The 16448-nt window shown below is 46.3% G+C and carries 12 protein-coding genes and 1 rRNA gene; 8 read left to right on the top strand and 5 right to left on the bottom strand.

The window, feature by feature from the left end; all coding sequences use genetic code 11:
- The first annotated feature begins 136 nt into the window (after positions 1 to 136).
- Complete coding sequence (locus J3L11_RS05220; RefSeq protein WP_207570357.1) at positions 137 to 1873, top strand: M1 family metallopeptidase; 1737 nt, start codon at positions 137 to 139, stop codon at positions 1871 to 1873.
- An 84-nt stretch (positions 1874 to 1957) separates the two neighbouring features.
- Here the strand turns inward: J3L11_RS05220 and elbB are convergent, their stop codons facing one another.
- On the bottom strand, positions 1958 to 2608 hold the full coding sequence (gene elbB, locus J3L11_RS05215) for an isoprenoid biosynthesis glyoxalase ElbB (RefSeq protein WP_207570356.1): 651 nt from the start codon (positions 2606 to 2608) through the stop codon (positions 1958 to 1960).
- 383 nt (positions 2609 to 2991) lie between these two features.
- On the opposite strand from elbB, the gene polA reads away from it, so the two are divergent.
- Positions 2992 to 5766: a DNA polymerase I gene (polA, locus tag J3L11_RS05210; RefSeq protein ID WP_207570355.1), complete on the top strand. Its 2775-nt coding sequence runs from the start codon at positions 2992 to 2994 to the stop codon at positions 5764 to 5766.
- A 572-nt stretch (positions 5767 to 6338) separates the two neighbouring features.
- Here polA and yihA read toward each other — a convergent pair.
- Positions 6339 to 6995, bottom strand: coding sequence for a ribosome biogenesis GTP-binding protein YihA/YsxC (gene yihA / locus J3L11_RS05205; protein WP_207570354.1), 657 nt, complete (start codon positions 6993 to 6995; stop codon positions 6339 to 6341).
- 148 nt (positions 6996 to 7143) lie between these two features.
- Here yihA and J3L11_RS05200 point away from each other — a divergent pair, with 148 nt between their 5' ends.
- From J3L11_RS05200 to hemN, 5 genes are all read left to right on the top strand, one after another.
- Positions 7144 to 7770, top strand: a complete 627-nt coding sequence (locus tag J3L11_RS05200) for a c-type cytochrome (RefSeq protein WP_207570353.1) — start codon at positions 7144 to 7146, stop codon at positions 7768 to 7770.
- A gap of 434 nt (positions 7771 to 8204) precedes the next feature.
- A complete protein-coding gene (locus J3L11_RS05195) occupies positions 8205 to 8843 on the top strand; it encodes a methyltransferase domain-containing protein (protein ID WP_207570352.1) in 639 nt (212 codons plus the stop codon).
- A 90-nt stretch (positions 8844 to 8933) separates the two neighbouring features.
- Positions 8934 to 9452 (top strand): Der GTPase-activating protein YihI, encoded by a 519-nt coding sequence (yihI, locus tag J3L11_RS05190; protein WP_133038306.1) that lies wholly within the window; start codon positions 8934 to 8936, stop codon positions 9450 to 9452.
- 12 nt (positions 9453 to 9464) lie between these two features.
- Positions 9465 to 9929, top strand: a complete 465-nt coding sequence (locus tag J3L11_RS05185; RefSeq protein WP_207570351.1) for a DUF2489 domain-containing protein — start codon at positions 9465 to 9467, stop codon at positions 9927 to 9929.
- Between the two features lie 215 nt (positions 9930 to 10144).
- Positions 10145 to 11521: an oxygen-independent coproporphyrinogen III oxidase gene (gene hemN, locus J3L11_RS05180; protein ID WP_133038308.1), complete on the top strand. Its 1377-nt coding sequence runs from the start codon at positions 10145 to 10147 to the stop codon at positions 11519 to 11521.
- A gap of 27 nt (positions 11522 to 11548) precedes the next feature.
- Here the strand turns inward: hemN and add are convergent, their stop codons facing one another.
- A complete protein-coding gene (gene add / locus J3L11_RS05175) occupies positions 11549 to 12556 on the bottom strand; it encodes an adenosine deaminase (RefSeq protein ID WP_207570350.1) in 1008 nt (335 codons plus the stop codon).
- 151 nt (positions 12557 to 12707) lie between these two features.
- Between add and J3L11_RS05170 the strand changes: the two genes are divergently transcribed.
- Positions 12708 to 13661 (top strand): alpha/beta fold hydrolase, encoded by a 954-nt coding sequence (locus J3L11_RS05170; RefSeq protein ID WP_207570349.1) that lies wholly within the window; start codon positions 12708 to 12710, stop codon positions 13659 to 13661.
- Here the strand turns inward: J3L11_RS05170 and J3L11_RS05165 are convergent.
- Together J3L11_RS05165 and rrf are read right to left on the bottom strand one after the other, a co-directional pair.
- The gene (locus tag J3L11_RS05165; protein ID WP_207570348.1) at positions 13609 to 15921 is read right to left on the bottom strand and encodes a GGDEF domain-containing phosphodiesterase; all 2313 of its coding nucleotides are present in this window, start codon (positions 15919 to 15921) and stop codon (positions 13609 to 13611) included. The genes J3L11_RS05170 and J3L11_RS05165 overlap by 53 nt on opposite strands.
- Before the next feature lie 408 nt (positions 15922 to 16329).
- A 5S ribosomal RNA gene (rrf, locus tag J3L11_RS05160) occupies positions 16330 to 16445 on the bottom strand.
- Between the last annotated feature and the right edge of the window lie 3 nt (positions 16446 to 16448).

The raw sequence follows: 16448 nt of genomic DNA, 5'->3' as shown, positions 1-16448 counted from the left end.
AATTTCACAAAATCTTTAAATATATTTAGAATTAGTTAGTTACCTCAACAAAGAGACATCTAGACCACAGTGCTCTCTTGGACAATCATGACCTTCCCGGTAATGTTAATACCTTGTTTCTCAATAATGCCATCCGATGAAAAATCTGCTTTGGTTGTTGGTGCTTGTAGCGGTAGGCTGCGCCCAACACGCTGATAAAAAACCACAAACACAATTAACTGCGATTACCCAAGCTTCCGGTGGTGACATGCCAGAGGGGCAAAAAAATCTTCATTTCAGCAAAGCTGAGCTGCATTGGCAGGTATTTCCAGAACAGCAACGGATTGCTGGCCATGCAATATTGACCTTTAAAGCTAAAGCCGCGTTAACTCGTTTATCTTTGGACCTAGATCCACAACTGGTCATCAGCCAGGTGATGTTTAACCAAGCACAGTTACCCAATTCCCAATGGCAGAATCCAGAGGGTCGGCTATTTATCCAATTGCCAGAAACTGTCGCGCTAGATCATGCGTTCACAATTACCGTCGATTATGCTGGCAAACCCCATGTTGCCAAAAAGGCGCCCTGGGATGGAGGGTTTGTTTGGTCCAAAACCGCAGATGGTCAACCTTGGATTGCCACGGCTGTTGAAGGTGAGGGCTGTGATCTATTCTGGCCGTGCATCGATCAGCCAACCGGAGAACCTGACACGGCTGAGTTATATATCACTGTGCCTGCACCATTAGTGGCGCCGTCAAACGGCGTGTTCAAGGGCATGACCGAAAATGATGGCTGGCGCACTTATCATTGGCAGGTCGCCCAGCCCAACACCTATGCGATTGCTCTGAATATCGCCCCATATAAAAAACTGGAAGCCACCTACCACAGCCGTTTTGGCAACAGTTATCCAATGAACTTTTGGTATCTGCAAGGTGAAGAGCAGCAGGCCCAAGCGCTATTTGCCGAATTTCCAACACAGTTGGACTTTTTTGAGCAGATGATTGGACCTTATCCATTTGCTAATGAAAAAATGGGGGTGGTACATACGCCATATCTTGGAATGGAACATCAAACCATCAATGCCTATGGTAACGGCTACGCCAAAAGCATGTTTGGTTACGATGGTTTACTGCAACACGAACTAGCGCATGAATGGTTTGGCAACCAGCTAACAAATAGCAACTGGGATGATTATTGGCTACATGAGGGGTTTGGCACTTACATGCAGCCACTTTATGCACAGTATCTCTGGGGCAATATGGCTTACGCTGCCGAACTGTACCAAATCCGCGCCAAGATAACCAACAAGGCAGCGGTAGTATCCGGTCAATCACAAACAGAAGAATCGGTCTACGACCCTGAACGCGGCCCGGGGCAAGATATCTATAATAAAGGCGCCTTGGTACTGCATACGCTACGGCACTATTTGGGCGATGATAAATTTTTCCAAGCAATACGCGAATTAGTCTACGGCACGGCGACACCTCAGCCAGGCAATTTCAAACCGCGCTATAGCAGCACACAGGAGTTTATTGAGATTGTCAACCGCATCAGTGGCCAAGATATGCACTGGTTCTTCGACAATTATCTGTATCAGGCGCAACTTCCTAAACTCGCAGTAAACCGTAACGGGGAGCTGTTACAACTGCGCTGGTTGCAGACTAAATCGGCCTTTCCAATGCCGGTGGAGGTGATGGTGAATGGAGAACTTCACACTGTTGCTATGCCGGCAGGACAAGGCAGCCTGGACATTGGCGCTGCGGCGCGTGTACAAGTCGACCCGCAGCAGTACATTCTTAAAGAAAGACCCCATTTTGCGATTTATCAGGCATGGGAAAAAGCCCGGAAAGCACAAGTATTAACGGAAAAGAAGCCCACTAAAGAGCGCGATTGAGTTATAGAAGACAGGTAAAGCCATTCATCCAAGAACGGCTTTACATTGCTCAACTGTACTAGCGCAACGCTATGCCATCGTCCGTTACGCCAACTCCAGCACTTTTGTCACCAGCTTTTCGATACCAGTGTTGGCTTCGGCAATAGATCCCGCCAACATATACGCGGGAGTACTCACGATTTTGCGCTCGTTATCCACTACAATATCCGCAACCGTTGCCTCAATGTGCTCGCCGCCCATGGCACAAAAAGCGCTAACCGTGTCTGCATCCGAACCAATAGTTCCTTTAGCTCCCTTGCCATATAATTTTGGGATCATCACTGGTGCAATACAGATAAAACCAATCACCTTCTTGGCATCAATAAACTGCCTAATGAAGTGATCGACTGCTGGAGTCAATGTGGTGTCAGCTCCAGCCAGTGCAAAATCACACAAATTTTTAGCAGCACCAAAACCGCCGGGAATGATCAGCCCATCAAATGCCGTGACCTCTAAATCTGCCGTTGCTTTAATATCACCACGGGCGATACGAGCCGCTTCAACCAGCACATTACGTTGCTCAGATGCAACCTCGCCACTGAGATGGTTCACCACGTGCAACTGTGGAATATCTGGCGCAAAACATTGATAGCTGACACCAGCTTTAGAGAGCGCCAGTAGTGTCAGCACCGCTTCATGAATTTCACTGCCATCAAAAACACCACAACCACTTAACAGCACTGCGATTTTTTTCATTAAAAATTTCCTTTTATGTTATTTATGTTTAATAAATGGTTATACAAGTGTTGATCCGCTCAAAAATCATGCTAATTTATTTCTTCTATTCCAGCGAGTACTGAAGACCTTCAGCCTCCGCCGTAAATCTGGAAAAGGAATTTTTAGAAATCCACAACCGGGAAGATTTACACAAAACAGAAGCCAGCTCACAAAAAATAAAATAATCTATAAAAATCAAAATATTAGATAACGAGATCTGCTTACTCCATATCTTGCCGTTATTTTATGTACTTTTTAACTCACAGACTTATCCACAGGCTGCGAGGCAATTTGTCATGGCTGAAAATCTCCTGTTGTGGCATGCTTAAAAGCCTTCTAAATGCAGACAATACTAAGCCACTATGCCAAAAATTGCTGAAAATCCCTTAATCCTTGTGGATGGTTCTTCTTATCTTTACCGCGCCTATTACGCACCACCACATCTAACCAACTCTAAGGGTGAAGCCACTGGTGCGGTATATGGCGTAGTGAACATGCTGCGAAGTTTGCTGAGCAAATTTCAACCACAGCAAATGGCGGTGGTTTTCGATGCCAAAGGGCCGACTTTTCGCAACGAAATGTACCAGCAGTATAAGGCCCATCGCCCACCTATGCCGGATGATCTGCGTAGCCAAATTGAACCGCTTCACCAAATTATCAAAGCGTTGGGTTTACCGCTGATTTGTGAACCAGGAGTGGAAGCCGATGACGTTATCGGTACTTTAGCATTGCGTGCCAGCATAGCTGGCAGAGCCGTTCTCATCAGTACCGGCGATAAGGATATGGCGCAGTTGGTTGACACCAATATTACCCTCATCAACACCATGACTGACACTATTCTTGGGCCTGCAGAAGTGTGCGAAAAATTTGGTGTTAGCCCAGACCGAATCATCGATTTATTAGCATTGATGGGGGATAAAGCCGATAACATTCCTGGATTACCTGGCGTTGGAGAAAAAACTGCACTGGCGATGTTACAAGGCGCAGGCAGCGTATCGCAGTTACTGGCTGATCCAGAATGTGTTTCAACGTTGGCCTTCCGCGGTGCTAAATCCATGGCGGCTAAAATCAATGAAAACAAGGCTATGCTGGAGCTGTCCTACCAACTTGCTACCATCAAGACCGACTGCGAGCTGGAACTGGACTGGCAGCAACTCAATATTGAAGCACCTGACCGTGATGCACTGGTGAAACTCTACGGCGAGATGGAGTTTAAACGTTGGTTGGGTGAAGTGCTGGAAAATCGCTTACCACACCACGAACACACTAGCATTGGTGCTGCTGCCACCGTTGTACCAGAGGAACCGTCACAGTCAGCAGCGCTGGAAGCCAACTACGAAACCATTCTTACCGAAGACGCCTTAGCTCGCTGGCTGAAGAAACTCAGCAAAGCGCCATTGATCGCCATTGATACCGAGACCACCAGTCTTAACTATATGGATGCCGAGTTGGTGGGACTGTCTTTTGCGGTTACCGCGGGTGAAGCCGCATATCTACCTGTCGCCCATGACTACGACGGCGCCCCAAAACAACTCGCCAAAGATTATGTGTTATCGCAACTGAAGCCGTTGCTGGAAGACCCGCAAATTCGAAAGGTAGGGCAGAATCTCAAATACGATATGAGCATTCTGGCCAATGCTGGAATTAAGCTGCAAGGTCTTCAGTTTGATACCATGTTGGAGTCTTATGTGTTCAATTCGGTCGCTTCACGTCACGATATGGACGGGCTAGCATTAAAGTACCTCGGCTATAAGTGCATCAGTTTCGAAGACGTCGCCGGTAAAGGTGCCAAACAGCTGACCTTTAATCAAATCCCGCTAGATATTGCCGCACCTTATGCGGCCGAAGATGCCGATATCACCTTACGCTTGCATCAACACTTGTGGCCTCGACTCGAAAAAGAACAAGGCTTGGCAGAAGTTTTTAATGAACTCGAATTGCCACTGATCCCAGTGTTGTCGCAAATCGAACGTAACGGTGTGTTAATCGACACCATGCTGTTATCACAACAAAGCGATGAACTGGCGCGTAAAATCGATGCATTGGAACAAAAAGCCTACGAAGTTGCGGGTGAGCAATTTAATCTTGGCTCACCCAAGCAGCTACAAGAGTTGTTTTTTGAAAAACTGGGGTATCCGGTCATCAAAAAAACGCCCAAAGGCGCACCATCTACTGCCGAAGAAGTGCTGGTAGAGCTAGCATTGGACTATCCGTTGCCCAAAATTATCTTGGAACACCGCAGCCTAACTAAGCTTAAAAGCACTTATACCGACAAACTGCCATTGATGGTCAATGGCAAAACCGGGCGGGTTCATACCAGTTATCATCAGGCCAATGCCGCAACAGGCCGTTTATCCTCTAGCGATCCTAACTTGCAGAATATTCCGGTACGAACCGAAGAAGGGCGCAAGATCCGTCAAGCATTTATAGCCCCAACTGGCCGCAAGATCCTCGCAGCGGACTATTCGCAGATCGAGTTGCGGATTATGGCACATCTTTCAGAAGATGCCGGATTGCTCAAGGCCTTTGCCGAAGGTAAAGATATTCACCGCGCCACGGCCGCTGAAGTGTTTGATGTTGCGTTTGAAACTGTGACACCAGAACAAAGACGCCGGGCTAAGGCTGTCAATTTCGGCCTGATTTACGGAATGTCAGCATTTGGCTTATCACGGCAGCTAGATATTCCGCGTAACGAGGCACAAAGCTATATCGATATCTACTTTAAACGCTATCCAGGTGTCCTAAAGTACATGGAACAAACGCGCGCGTTGGCTGCGGAACAGGGATATGTTTCGACACTCTTTGGTCGCCGCCTGTACTTACCCGAAATTCGTGATCGTAATGCCATGCGTCGCCAAGCTGCCGAACGCGCAGCGATTAATGCACCCATGCAAGGCACCGCCGCGGATATCATCAAAAAAGCCATGATCAACATTGCTAAGTGGATCGAACAGGAAGCCAATGACGATATCACCATGATCATGCAAGTACATGACGAATTAGTATTTGAAGTGAATGAAGATAAAGCCGAGCAGTTGCGCCAACAGGTTTGCAAACTTATGGCTGCCGCCGCTGATCTACACGTGCCCTTATTGGCAGAAGCGGGGATCGGCGATAGTTGGGAACAGGCACACTGATCGTCATCTTTAGTCTCCTGAAAAAGCTGCTGATGGCAGCTTTTTTACTTTTTATGCAACAATCAAGTACAAAAATCTCACTATTTTCCTGATAAATTTATCAATATCTCTTTGTTACAATCCGTAGAAATTACCAATAACTTCATTAAAAACATAATAATAGAGAAAGTCACACTGATAATTGGCTGTCATATGTGATCAATAAGGCATTATTTATACGTAAAACAAAAAACTGTTTTCAAAATTACGTCTAATACGCTATTATTCTGGCCGTAGGGTACAGAGGTTAAGATGTTCTATCTTTCAGACCTTTATTTCACTTTTAAGTGATGCCAAATTCTGGCGCCCCGGCAAGCAATTGCCGGGGCTATTTTTTTGTATCTAAATTAGAGTAATTACTTTAATTTGTAGTTAATCTGCGCTATTCTGCTCAACGTTACCATCAGACCCCAAATTTGGTGGTACTTGAGTCTTGTTGAAAATTTAGCTTCTCCCCAAAAGAGCTAATGGTATTGAGCCGAAGATCCTATTGATCCTCGGCTTTTTTTTATTCTTATCTGAATAACAACACGTTACTCGGAGGGAGAAGAAGAGTTGATAGCATCCAGTAACCATTGCGGATGGCACCAGTTGTCGAGGATTGAGAGCACTTTTTCTTTACCAGTACCTTTCAGTGCCGAGAAAGGTTCAACTATCACGTCGCCTTGCAGCGCTTTTAGTGCACTACGCACTTCATTGACGGTTTTCATGCGCGCACTTTGAGGCAACTTATCCGCCTTAGTCAGTAACACCAGCACCGGTAATTCACTGGACACCGACCACTCCACCATCTGCCGGTCCATATCTTTTAAAGGATGACGAATATCCATCAACACTACCACGCCACCAAGACATTCCCGGTGTTGCAGGTATTCTGCCAAAGCCTGCTGCCACTTCAGTTTCATCGCTTGAGGAACCTGAGCAAAACCATACCCTGGCAAGTCCACCAAACGACGCCATTCATCAACAGCAAATACGTTTATCAACTGGGTACGCCCTGGCGTTTTACTGGTTCTTGCTAGGCTTTTTTGATCTGTAAGTGCATTTAGCGCACTGGATTTGCCCGCATTAGAGCGCCCAGCGAATGCGATCTCTATGGCCGAAGATTGTGGCAAATGCTGTTCCAAATGCGCGATATCCGGCGCACTGATCAAAAAGCGAGTTTTGTGAAAATTGATACGGGTCGTCAAAGGGCAACTCCATCAGTAAATAACAGTGGTTATCGCCATCATGGCTGCGCGACAAACCAGATTTGATTAAAATAATGATTTAGTTGTGTCATATTACCACGTCAATGGCTGGCTGCAGTCAGTCTCAGAAACTTAACTGCTGGTTGTTATGAAAATACGTCTATTTTTGGGATCAACACTGTTACTGACCTCAGGTTTATTTACGGTGCAAGCCACCACTGTGCCAGAGAAGGCCACAATTTGCAGCGGTTGCCACGGTACTGACGGGAATAGTTTAGCGCAAGAATATCCAACGCTGGCCGGGCAGCGAGCCCTATACTTGCAGCGTCAATTGCAAGCCTTTCGCGCAGCGGCCCACAGCAATAATAAAGAGGGCCGCGCCGATCCCATCATGAGCAGCATGGCGGCAACATTGTCCGATGCAGAGATTGCAGAGTTGGCGCAATACTATGCAAACCAACCGGTGCACAAAGCTACCAAGCCCATAGCTATGACGGATGATGCAGGTAAAAATTTATTTGAAGGTGGGGATTTATCACGAGATATTGCCGCTTGCGCAGCGTGCCATGGGCCGGATGGCAAAGGGATGGCGGCGGCAGGATTTCCATCATTGCTAGGACAAACACCACACTATCTCGTTGAACAACTGCAAAAATTTAAACATGGTGATCGTAAAGATGATTATCAGGGAATGATGCAGGATACCAGTGCCAAATTGACCGCTCAGGATATGCAAGCATTGGCGGAATATATTGCCCAGATGCCGACAGATTGATGACAGATTACTATGTTGACGTTTACGTAAACATAAAGTGCTTGACATAGATCACATTATTGTCTCTAATGGGCAGCGAATACAGATGCCCCTGAGCCGATAACCTCTAAAAATAATCAATGTCGGTTGGCTCTGCATTACAGACAAGGATGGTCTGCTTGGCGTTACGGATGGACGTTTTTTGTTGATGTGCCGCAATCACACATCAACGCTGATGAGTGCGGAGACCGCCTCACCCCCAGAAAAGTCTATAGACTACCAATAACGACACGCAGGAAGCGAGACAAAAAACAGGGATTTGACCGGGAGAGTCGTTTCATACAGCAAGGACAGCTGGTCAATGGATCAGGTGTTGGACACCACGATTGAGCGGCAGGCTACTGCCGCTTTTTTATGGCATAATCTCAATATCTTTTTTGCCACCTGTGTATCTGATGCAACACTGCCCGCTCTGTTACCACGACAATATCTCTCAGGTCTTTGACAATCGCCGTCGTCACTTTTTTGAATGTCAGACCTGTGCATTAGTATTTGCAGCGCCAGGCAGTTACCTATTACCTGCCGCAGAGAAACAGCGCTATGGTCGAGCCGGTCGCGACGGTAAACAAAAGCAGTTGGCACAATTCATTGCTACCTTGTTGCAGCAGCTGCAAACGCTGCAATCCAACGCCTTGGAAGGTCTAAATTTCGGCCGAGTCTTAGCCCCGGCATTGCTACTGCCCATACAGCAAGCGGGACACCAACTACACCAGTACGACCCATTTTTTGCACCAGAACATCAGTTATTACGGCGACAGTACGACTTTATCAGTTGCTACCGGGTATTTGAGCATTTCCACCTGCCCACTAAAGAATGGCAGATAATTGTGCAAGCATTGAAGCCTGGAGGTTGGTTGGCAATCTCTACTCCACTTTTGCAGTCAACGGCAATGTTTGCCAAATGGCATTACAAAAACAATCCCACCCATGTGAGCTTTTATCAGCCACAAACCTTTGCATATTTGGCAGCACATAGCTGTCTACAATTAATATTTGCTCAGAAGGACTTTGTTCTGATGCAAAAAGCATCATAATTTGCTATAACACGCGCCCCGGTAACGCATGGTGAGTAACCGTTAGCATGCAACCAGGCTTGAAGCATTAAGTTTATCGTCGAGAAGGTTATGACCCGAATTAAGAAAACGCGTAAAGCAGGTGATTCTGCCCCCAAACATGCGCCAAGAACCAAAAAATCAGAGCGAGTCGTTGCGCGTAAAAAACAGGACTCCGGAAACAAAGCCGGTAGCCGCCAAAACCCTGCTGGCAGTGTCACCGCTAAGGGCTCAAAGACGGCAAAAGATCCTCGTATTGGTAGCAAAAAACCTGTGGCATTGGGTGCTGAAGTGGTAACCAGTCAGCCCAAAGTAGCGAAAGTGAAGCTGACAGATGAACAGAGATTGCTACAACTGGAAGAAGATCCACGCTTGAATCAATTGCTGGATATGTTGGAAGAAGGCCGGGATTTATCTGCGGCAGATCAGCAGTGGCTGGAACAACAATTAGCAAAAATTGAAGCCTTGATGCAAAAACTGGGTATTGAAGATCTGGATGATGCTGATATTGTCAGTGATGACACTGATGACGCTTTGCTAGATAAATTTGATGCTGGCGTAGCACAATTACAACAGTATCAGAAAGAGTAAACAGGAGTTGTTTTGCAGATTATTCTGATTATCATCGCCATGCTGATTGTCGCGGGTCTGAGTATGTATGCGACGATCTTGTTGCTGCGCTTGAAAAAACAAACTGCAGCAAACAAAGCCGCGCTACAAGCTCAACAACAAGCGCTGGAGCAGAAACGGCAAGAACTGCTGGGCGATATCCGGTATATTGCGGCCGCGATGACAGAAGACCGCTGTGAAATCTCTGAAGGGGTTTATCGTATTGCCAAGTTGTTTGAGCTGTTGTCGCTGACAGAGCGAGTGTCTGGTGAATTCCCTGCTTTTTATGAACACTTTGAGGTAATTAAAAGCCATCCGATACGCGATGCTCGGGCGCAACTGCAGAAGCAAGAGCGCATGCGCCTAGACTTGCAGCGGATGAAATCAGAGTCTGCGTTACAGGAAAACATTCTGCTAGAAGCCAAGCGCATGACTCAGTTCGAACCCGTCACCCATTAACGATGCTTTTACAGTCGTTAAGTTTCTGACACCTCAGTTACATGGCGTGAGTCGGTGCACAAAACCCGGAAAAGGCGGCAGACATGGCCGTCTTTTTCATGGATATTCGCTACTTTCCTGCTGGCTGATTGTTTTTTTTCAACCTTGATCAAGGTTATTAGACTAATAAAGCCGCATACTTCGCCCATTGCTAAATTACTGTCGGAGGACTCGCCTTGAAGCAGCCCACACATATCAGTTGGGATCAGTCGATGATCGAAAAGTACAACTACAGCGGCCCACGTTATACGTCTTATCCCACCGCGCTGGAGTTTGATGAATCATTTACTGAAAGCGATTTACTGTCGGCGATTGCCAACAGTAAAGGCGAACATCTGTCGCTGTATGTCCATGTGCCGTTCTGCGCCAAGCTATGTTACTACTGTGGTTGTAACAAGATAGTGACTCGTCATCAGCACAAAGCGGATCAATATATTGAATATCTGGCAAAAGAGATTGTGACTCGTGCGCCACTGTTCAAGCATTACAAAGTCACTCAGATGCATTGGGGCGGTGGGACACCGACGTTCCTGTCACCCGAGCAAATTCTACGGCTGACTTCACTGCTCAAAGCTAACTTTGATTTTGCCGATGAAGGCGAGTTTTCTATTGAAGTGGATCCGCGTGAAATCGAACTGTCCATGTTAGATACGCTGAAAGAAGCCGGATTTAACCGTATTTCTATCGGAGTACAGGACTTCAATAAAGAGGTACAGGTCGCTGTTAACCGCGAGCAGGACGAACAGTTTATCTTTGACTTGATCAACAAAGCCAAAGCCATGGGCTTTGTTTCTACTAACGTGGATCTGATCTACGGCTTGCCTTATCAGACCCCCGAAACATTTGCCCAAACCATTAACAAAATTCTGGAACTATCGCCAGATCGTTTATCCGTGTTCAACTATGCACACCTACCGGCACGTTTTGCTGCTCAGCGGAAAATCAAAGAAGAGAATCTGCCGACACCACAACAGAAGTTGGAGATTCTGCAATACACCATCGAAACACTGACTGGCGCGGGTTACCAGTACATCGGGATGGATCACTTTGCCAAACCTGATGACGAGCTGGCGAAATTACAGCGCGAAGGTCGTCTGCATCGTAACTTCCAGGGCTACACTACCCAACCGGAATGCGACTTGTTAGGCCTTGGTGTATCGTCCATCAGCCAGATTGGCGATTGCTACGCACAGAACCAAAAAGATATTCATCCTTACTATGAAGCGATTGAAGCCACAGGCCATGCGTTGTGGAAAGGCTGCAAACTGAACCGTGATGACGAAATCCGCCGCGCGGTGATCAAGCAGCTCATATGCCACTTCGAATTGGACATGGCGAAGATGGAGCAGCAGTTAGGCATTCAATTTGACGAGTACTTTGCCGAAGATCTGAAGCTGTTACAGACCTTTATCGATGACAAGCTAGTGACTATCGAAGACCGTAAAATCGAAGTCAGCCCTACCGGTCGTCTGTTGATCCGCAACATCTGTATCTGTTTTGACGTGTACTTTCGAGAGAAAGCTCGCCAGCAGCAATTCTCTCGGGTAATTTAGCCCGCCGCCATTGCAACAAAGCCGACCTCAGTCGGCTTTGTTTTTGCAACGGTCATATAGAGCTCGGCGCTCGCTATCAGACACGAATGCCATCTCTACCCCATTTCGCTGGAGCTGTCGCAATTGAGCAGAATTCAAGCCAATCTCAGTATTAGCCACTCGGTATTCGTGCAGAATATCGATACCACTGACCCCAGGATCATCGGTATTCAACCCCGCACAGATCCCTGACTCAATAAATGCACGTAATGGATGTCCTGCATAAGAAGTAACGGTTGATGTGTGCAGATTGCTAGTTGGGCACGACTCAATACCAATTCGATGATCAGCGAGGTACTCCATGAGCCGGGGATCGGATACCGCGTTGACACCATGACCAATGCGGCTAGCACCGAGCTCGTTAATCGCCTGCCAGATGCTTTCTGGGCCCGCAGCCTCTCCAGCATGCACGGTAACCTGTAATCCGGCATCCCGCACCTGCTTAAAGTGCTCGGTAAACAACTCCCCAGGGAATCCCCGCTCGTCACCCGCTAAATCAATTGCCACCAAGCGGTCAGCACACGCCAGTAGCGCTGCCAATTCCTGTAAGCAACTCGCTGCGCCATAAGAGCGCGACATAATACCAATCAGTTTAATGGCAACCGGATACTGTTTTATGCCATCCCGGACACCATCAATCACCGCTTCCACTACACCTTGTAACGGTAATCCGTGAGATTGTGCCATGTAGTGGGGGCTAAAGCGCAGCTCTGCATAATCTAGCCCGGCGCGCGCCACGTCCACTACATTCTCGTAAGCGACCAGCTTAACCGCATCCAGATCGGCCAGCACAGCCACCATCCAATCCAGTTTGCTGAGAAAAGCTAATAGATTTGCTTCTGTTCCCTGAACCTGCACGATTGACCGTAATGCCGCGACAGACGTTACGGGTAAAGAGATGCCATGCTGCTGAGCCAATTGCCAGATAGTTTCGATACGGACATTACCGTCAAGATGGCGGTGTAAATCCACCAAGGGAATCGCAGCGTCAATCATGTGCACTACCTTTTTGTTATGAGTATTAGTAAAGTGCAACCTATTCTAGCATGGCGTGATACCAGTCTGTAAAACCAAACTCTCGGAAACGCTGTTGCTCTGATACACTGATGAACCCAAATATTACTGATGCAATGGAAAATGCTAGAACATGGATAAAACAGATTTAACGCAGTTCTGGCAGCAAGTGACGCAGTCGCAGCTACCGATTGAAGATGGTCTATCGCTCGCATACTGTTTTGCCCGGCATCCACAGTCAAATAAAGCGATAGTTGTCAGTAACGGCAGAGTAGAGAGCTACCTCAAGTATCAAGAAACGCTCTATGATCTCTACCAACAAGGTTATAGCGTTTATGCCATTGATCATATAGGCCAAGGGTTATCCAGTCGCCTGACCCATAACCCTCATAAAGGCCATATTGATCGTTTCAGTCGTTACGTAGACCATTTTGAGTATTTCATTGAACACGTAGTAAAACCTGCAAAGCATTCACAGTTATTTCTACTAGGTCACTCCATGGGCAGTGCAATAGGGACGCTATACCTAGAACGTCATCAAGCAGTATTTAGTGCGGCCGTTTTTTGTGCACCAATGTATGGCATTAAGCTACCGTTGCCCCGTCGTTTCATTCTATGGCTCGCAAAAACCCTAAATAACTATGCTCCGGGGAAAGAGCCCAACTATGTACTAGGGGGTCACAATTATCAGCCCGTCACCTTTGAAAAAAATCAACTGACCCACAGCACCGAACGTTATGAACGACTCTTGCAGCTGTACCAGCAATATCCCCAAATCCAGCTAGGTTCGCCCACAAACCAATGGCTGCTCGAAAGTCTATTAGCCAGTGAGCAAGCCAGACAGGTTGCCGCATCAAATAGCACTACGCCTTTATTGATCCTTCAAGCCGGTAATGATCAAATTGTGGACAACAAAGCGCAACATCGTGCTATTGGCGCAATGACTCAGCTAAAGGTGATAGCGCATGCATCCCACGAGCTCCTCATCGAAAAAGATAGCTATCGAGATGCCGCACTTCAGCAGTTTTTCGGATTTATTGATTGCCATGCTCTGGCTGCAGAAATTCCTGCGTTAACAGCTCAGTAAACGAGGCTGCTGGAACCGGTTTACTCCATAAAAAACCTTGAAAACTATCGCAACCCACATTTAACAGAAATTGTCGTTGCTCTGGCGTTTCCACACCTTCCGCGACAACTTGTAATTCCAGCGCATGTGCCATGTTCACAATGGTAGAAACAATCGCATCTGCTTTATGACTACAACCTATCTGTTTGACAAAGGATTGATCTATCTTGAGTTGTGTCAAAGACAAGTGTTGCAGATAACTCAAGGATGAATAACCAGTACCAAAATCATCAATCGCAACCGCGATTCCAGCCTGTCGCAAGGCTTCAAATTTATCTTGGATCACCGACAAATCTGTGAGCAGTAGGTGTTCAGTTAACTCAAGTTGCAGCTGGGCTGGTGCAACCTGAAATTCTGCGATTGCACTGAGAAAGCTTGGAACAAAGTCAATATGATTAAATTGTCTGGCGCTGATATTGATAGAAATCCGAGGAATAACACAATTTTTTGCTGCTAGGGAGTTAATAAAACGACACGCCTCAGCAATAACCCACCGGGACAATTCAATGATCAGCCCACTATGTTCAGCAACAGGGATGAATTCCGCCGGAGAAACAAAACCAAGCTTGGGATGGCACCAGCGCAGAAGCGCCTCTGCCGCGACAATTTTGCCATCACGTTGCACAATGGGTTGATAATAAAGCATCAATTGCTGCTGATTGATGGCATTACGTAGATCATTCTGCAGCAGCAAATTCTGGTTGGTGCGTTGCTCCAACTCTGCCGTATATACCACACAGCCATCCCGGCCATTTTCTTTAGCAGCAAACATCGCCATTTCAACCCGCCGTAGTAACTCCTCAGCATTGAGTTCCATCACGGTATTTATAAGGTGAATACCTACACTGGCTGAAACATGTAGCTGTCTGCCGTCAATGTTAAAACTTGCCGCAATAACATGCCGCAACTCACCTGCAATCATTAATGCCTGGGTTGTCGCTGACGCTTCATTCTGACCGATGTTATTAAGCAATATGACAAACTCGTCGCCACTGAGCCGCGCGACAGTTTGCTTTGCAAACATGTCAGATAACCGAGTAGCCAGTTGTACCAATAATCGATCACCGATATGGTGCCCTAAAGCATCATTAATAATTTTAAAATTATCCAGATCCAAGCAGAGCAAGGCACTATAACTATTGGTAGCGTGAGCAACATGCACCGCCTTCTTCAATAGCTCCATCAAGCTATTTCGATTCACCAGATTAGTCAGGGAGTCATATGACGAAAGATGGGCTAACGTTTGCTGATTATTAATATCCTCAGAAACGTCCATATGAGTACCAATCATTCGCGTGGGGCAGCCTGCATTATCCCAGGCAATAATCATTCCTCGATCAAGGATCCACAGATAATGGCCATCCTTATGGCGTAAGCGATGGAGTAACTCAAACTGATCTGTCTCACCATCTAGGAAGGATTGCAGTGCAGCCAATACATGATCGGCTTCATCTGGATGTAAGCGCTCCTTCCAGGTAGTAAAACTATCGGCAATTTCTTCCGGCCTGAAACCGAGCATTTCCTTCCAACGATCAGATAGAAATACATCACGACTGGCAATATTCCAATCCCAAATGCCGTTGCGGGTACTATCAATAGCAAATAACCATCGTTGTTCGTTATCCTTCAATTGCTTGATTAACCGATTCTGCTGTTGTTGGTGCTGCAACAGACATTGTTGTAATACCGCCAACTCATCAGCAATCCAAAAAGAAGGGATGGGGACTGTATTTTTACCAATTGAATTTATCAGTATTTTGATAGGTTTAAGAAAAGATAGATAAGTCAGCCCCAAAACAACCAACAGCAATAATGAAACAATCCCCCAAGACAGAATAAAGCGGGATTTGAATACGTTATCTGCGGCAGCAATTGCCGGATATAAATCATATTCTAAATAAATTATCTGTGGATATTTACCAAAAGCAGCATGGGCACTCTGGAGTGGATAGTAGATAGTTAACAATGACCGTTCATAATCAACCTGAGTCGAAAATGAGGCTGCGTTAACAACCTGGTGCTGAAACATAGGTGAGAAAGTATCAATCACTTCCGCAGCATTACTACCCCGCCATATAGCATGATTGGCATAAAGTATTTTGCCGGTAGCATCGAGCAACAGATAAGTTTTCAAGTCCAGATCTGTGCTGACAAACAATAATTCATCTTCAATACGTGTTTGATCTTGATCGTTGATTGTTTTTTCAACAATCATATCCATTCTGGACAGTTCATTGGTCCAACGAGAAATGACTTTTTGTGAAGTATCAGTGAGCAGTAGATGGTGTTCGTATAGATAAGTACCAATCAGTAAACAAGTATAAAGAAACAGAATTATACCGGGCACAAAGTAAGATCTGAGATGCTGCAACAGCTTCACAAAAAAGGACTCCACGAGCCACAAGACGGATCATCCAGAGGGATTACAATTTACGCATAAACTCAATTCAAAGCCAACTTGTTTCTGGTTGATTTAAATGTAGTTATAAAAAGATCGGGATCTAAAACACTCTAGCCTAGGCTCAGTGTTGAAAACTGGAACTGATAAATGACAGTGAAATGCTAAAAAGTCATGAGTCAAAAATGAAAAAGCCCCGACAATATGTCAGGGCTATTTCATCAAATAGGCGCTTGGCGATGACCTACTCTCACATGGGGAGACCCCACACTACCATCGGCGCGATTGTGTTTCACTTCTGAGTTCGGGATGGAGTCAGGTGGTACCACAATGCTATTGTCACCAAGCAA

The organism is Shewanella sp. 4t3-1-2LB (genome assembly GCF_017368415.1).
Taxonomy (GTDB): Bacteria; Pseudomonadota; Gammaproteobacteria; order Enterobacterales; family Shewanellaceae; genus Shewanella; species Shewanella fodinae.
The sequence above is the reverse complement of the archived record's forward strand: the minus strand, read 5'-3'. Positions and strand labels throughout refer to the sequence as shown.

Coding starts and splice junctions, on each gene's coding strand:
- polA (WP_207570355.1), top strand. CDS start 2,992: ATGCCAAAAATTGCTGAAAATCCCTTAATCCTTGTGGATGGTTCTTCT.
- J3L11_RS05195 (WP_207570352.1), top strand. CDS start 8,205: ATGCAACACTGCCCGCTCTGTTACCACGACAATATCTCTCAGGTCTTT.
- J3L11_RS05165 (WP_207570348.1), bottom strand. CDS start 15,921: ATGGATATGATTGTTGAAAAAACAATCAACGATCAAGATCAAACACGT.
- elbB (WP_207570356.1), bottom strand. CDS start 2,608: ATGAAAAAAATCGCAGTGCTGTTAAGTGGTTGTGGTGTTTTTGATGGC.
- J3L11_RS05220 (WP_207570357.1), top strand. CDS start 137: ATGAAAAATCTGCTTTGGTTGTTGGTGCTTGTAGCGGTAGGCTGCGCC.
- J3L11_RS05170 (WP_207570349.1), top strand. CDS start 12,708: ATGGATAAAACAGATTTAACGCAGTTCTGGCAGCAAGTGACGCAGTCG.
- add (WP_207570350.1), bottom strand. CDS start 12,556: ATGATTGACGCTGCGATTCCCTTGGTGGATTTACACCGCCATCTTGAC.
- J3L11_RS05200 (WP_207570353.1), top strand. CDS start 7,144: ATGAAAATACGTCTATTTTTGGGATCAACACTGTTACTGACCTCAGGT.
- yihI (WP_133038306.1), top strand. CDS start 8,934: ATGACCCGAATTAAGAAAACGCGTAAAGCAGGTGATTCTGCCCCCAAA.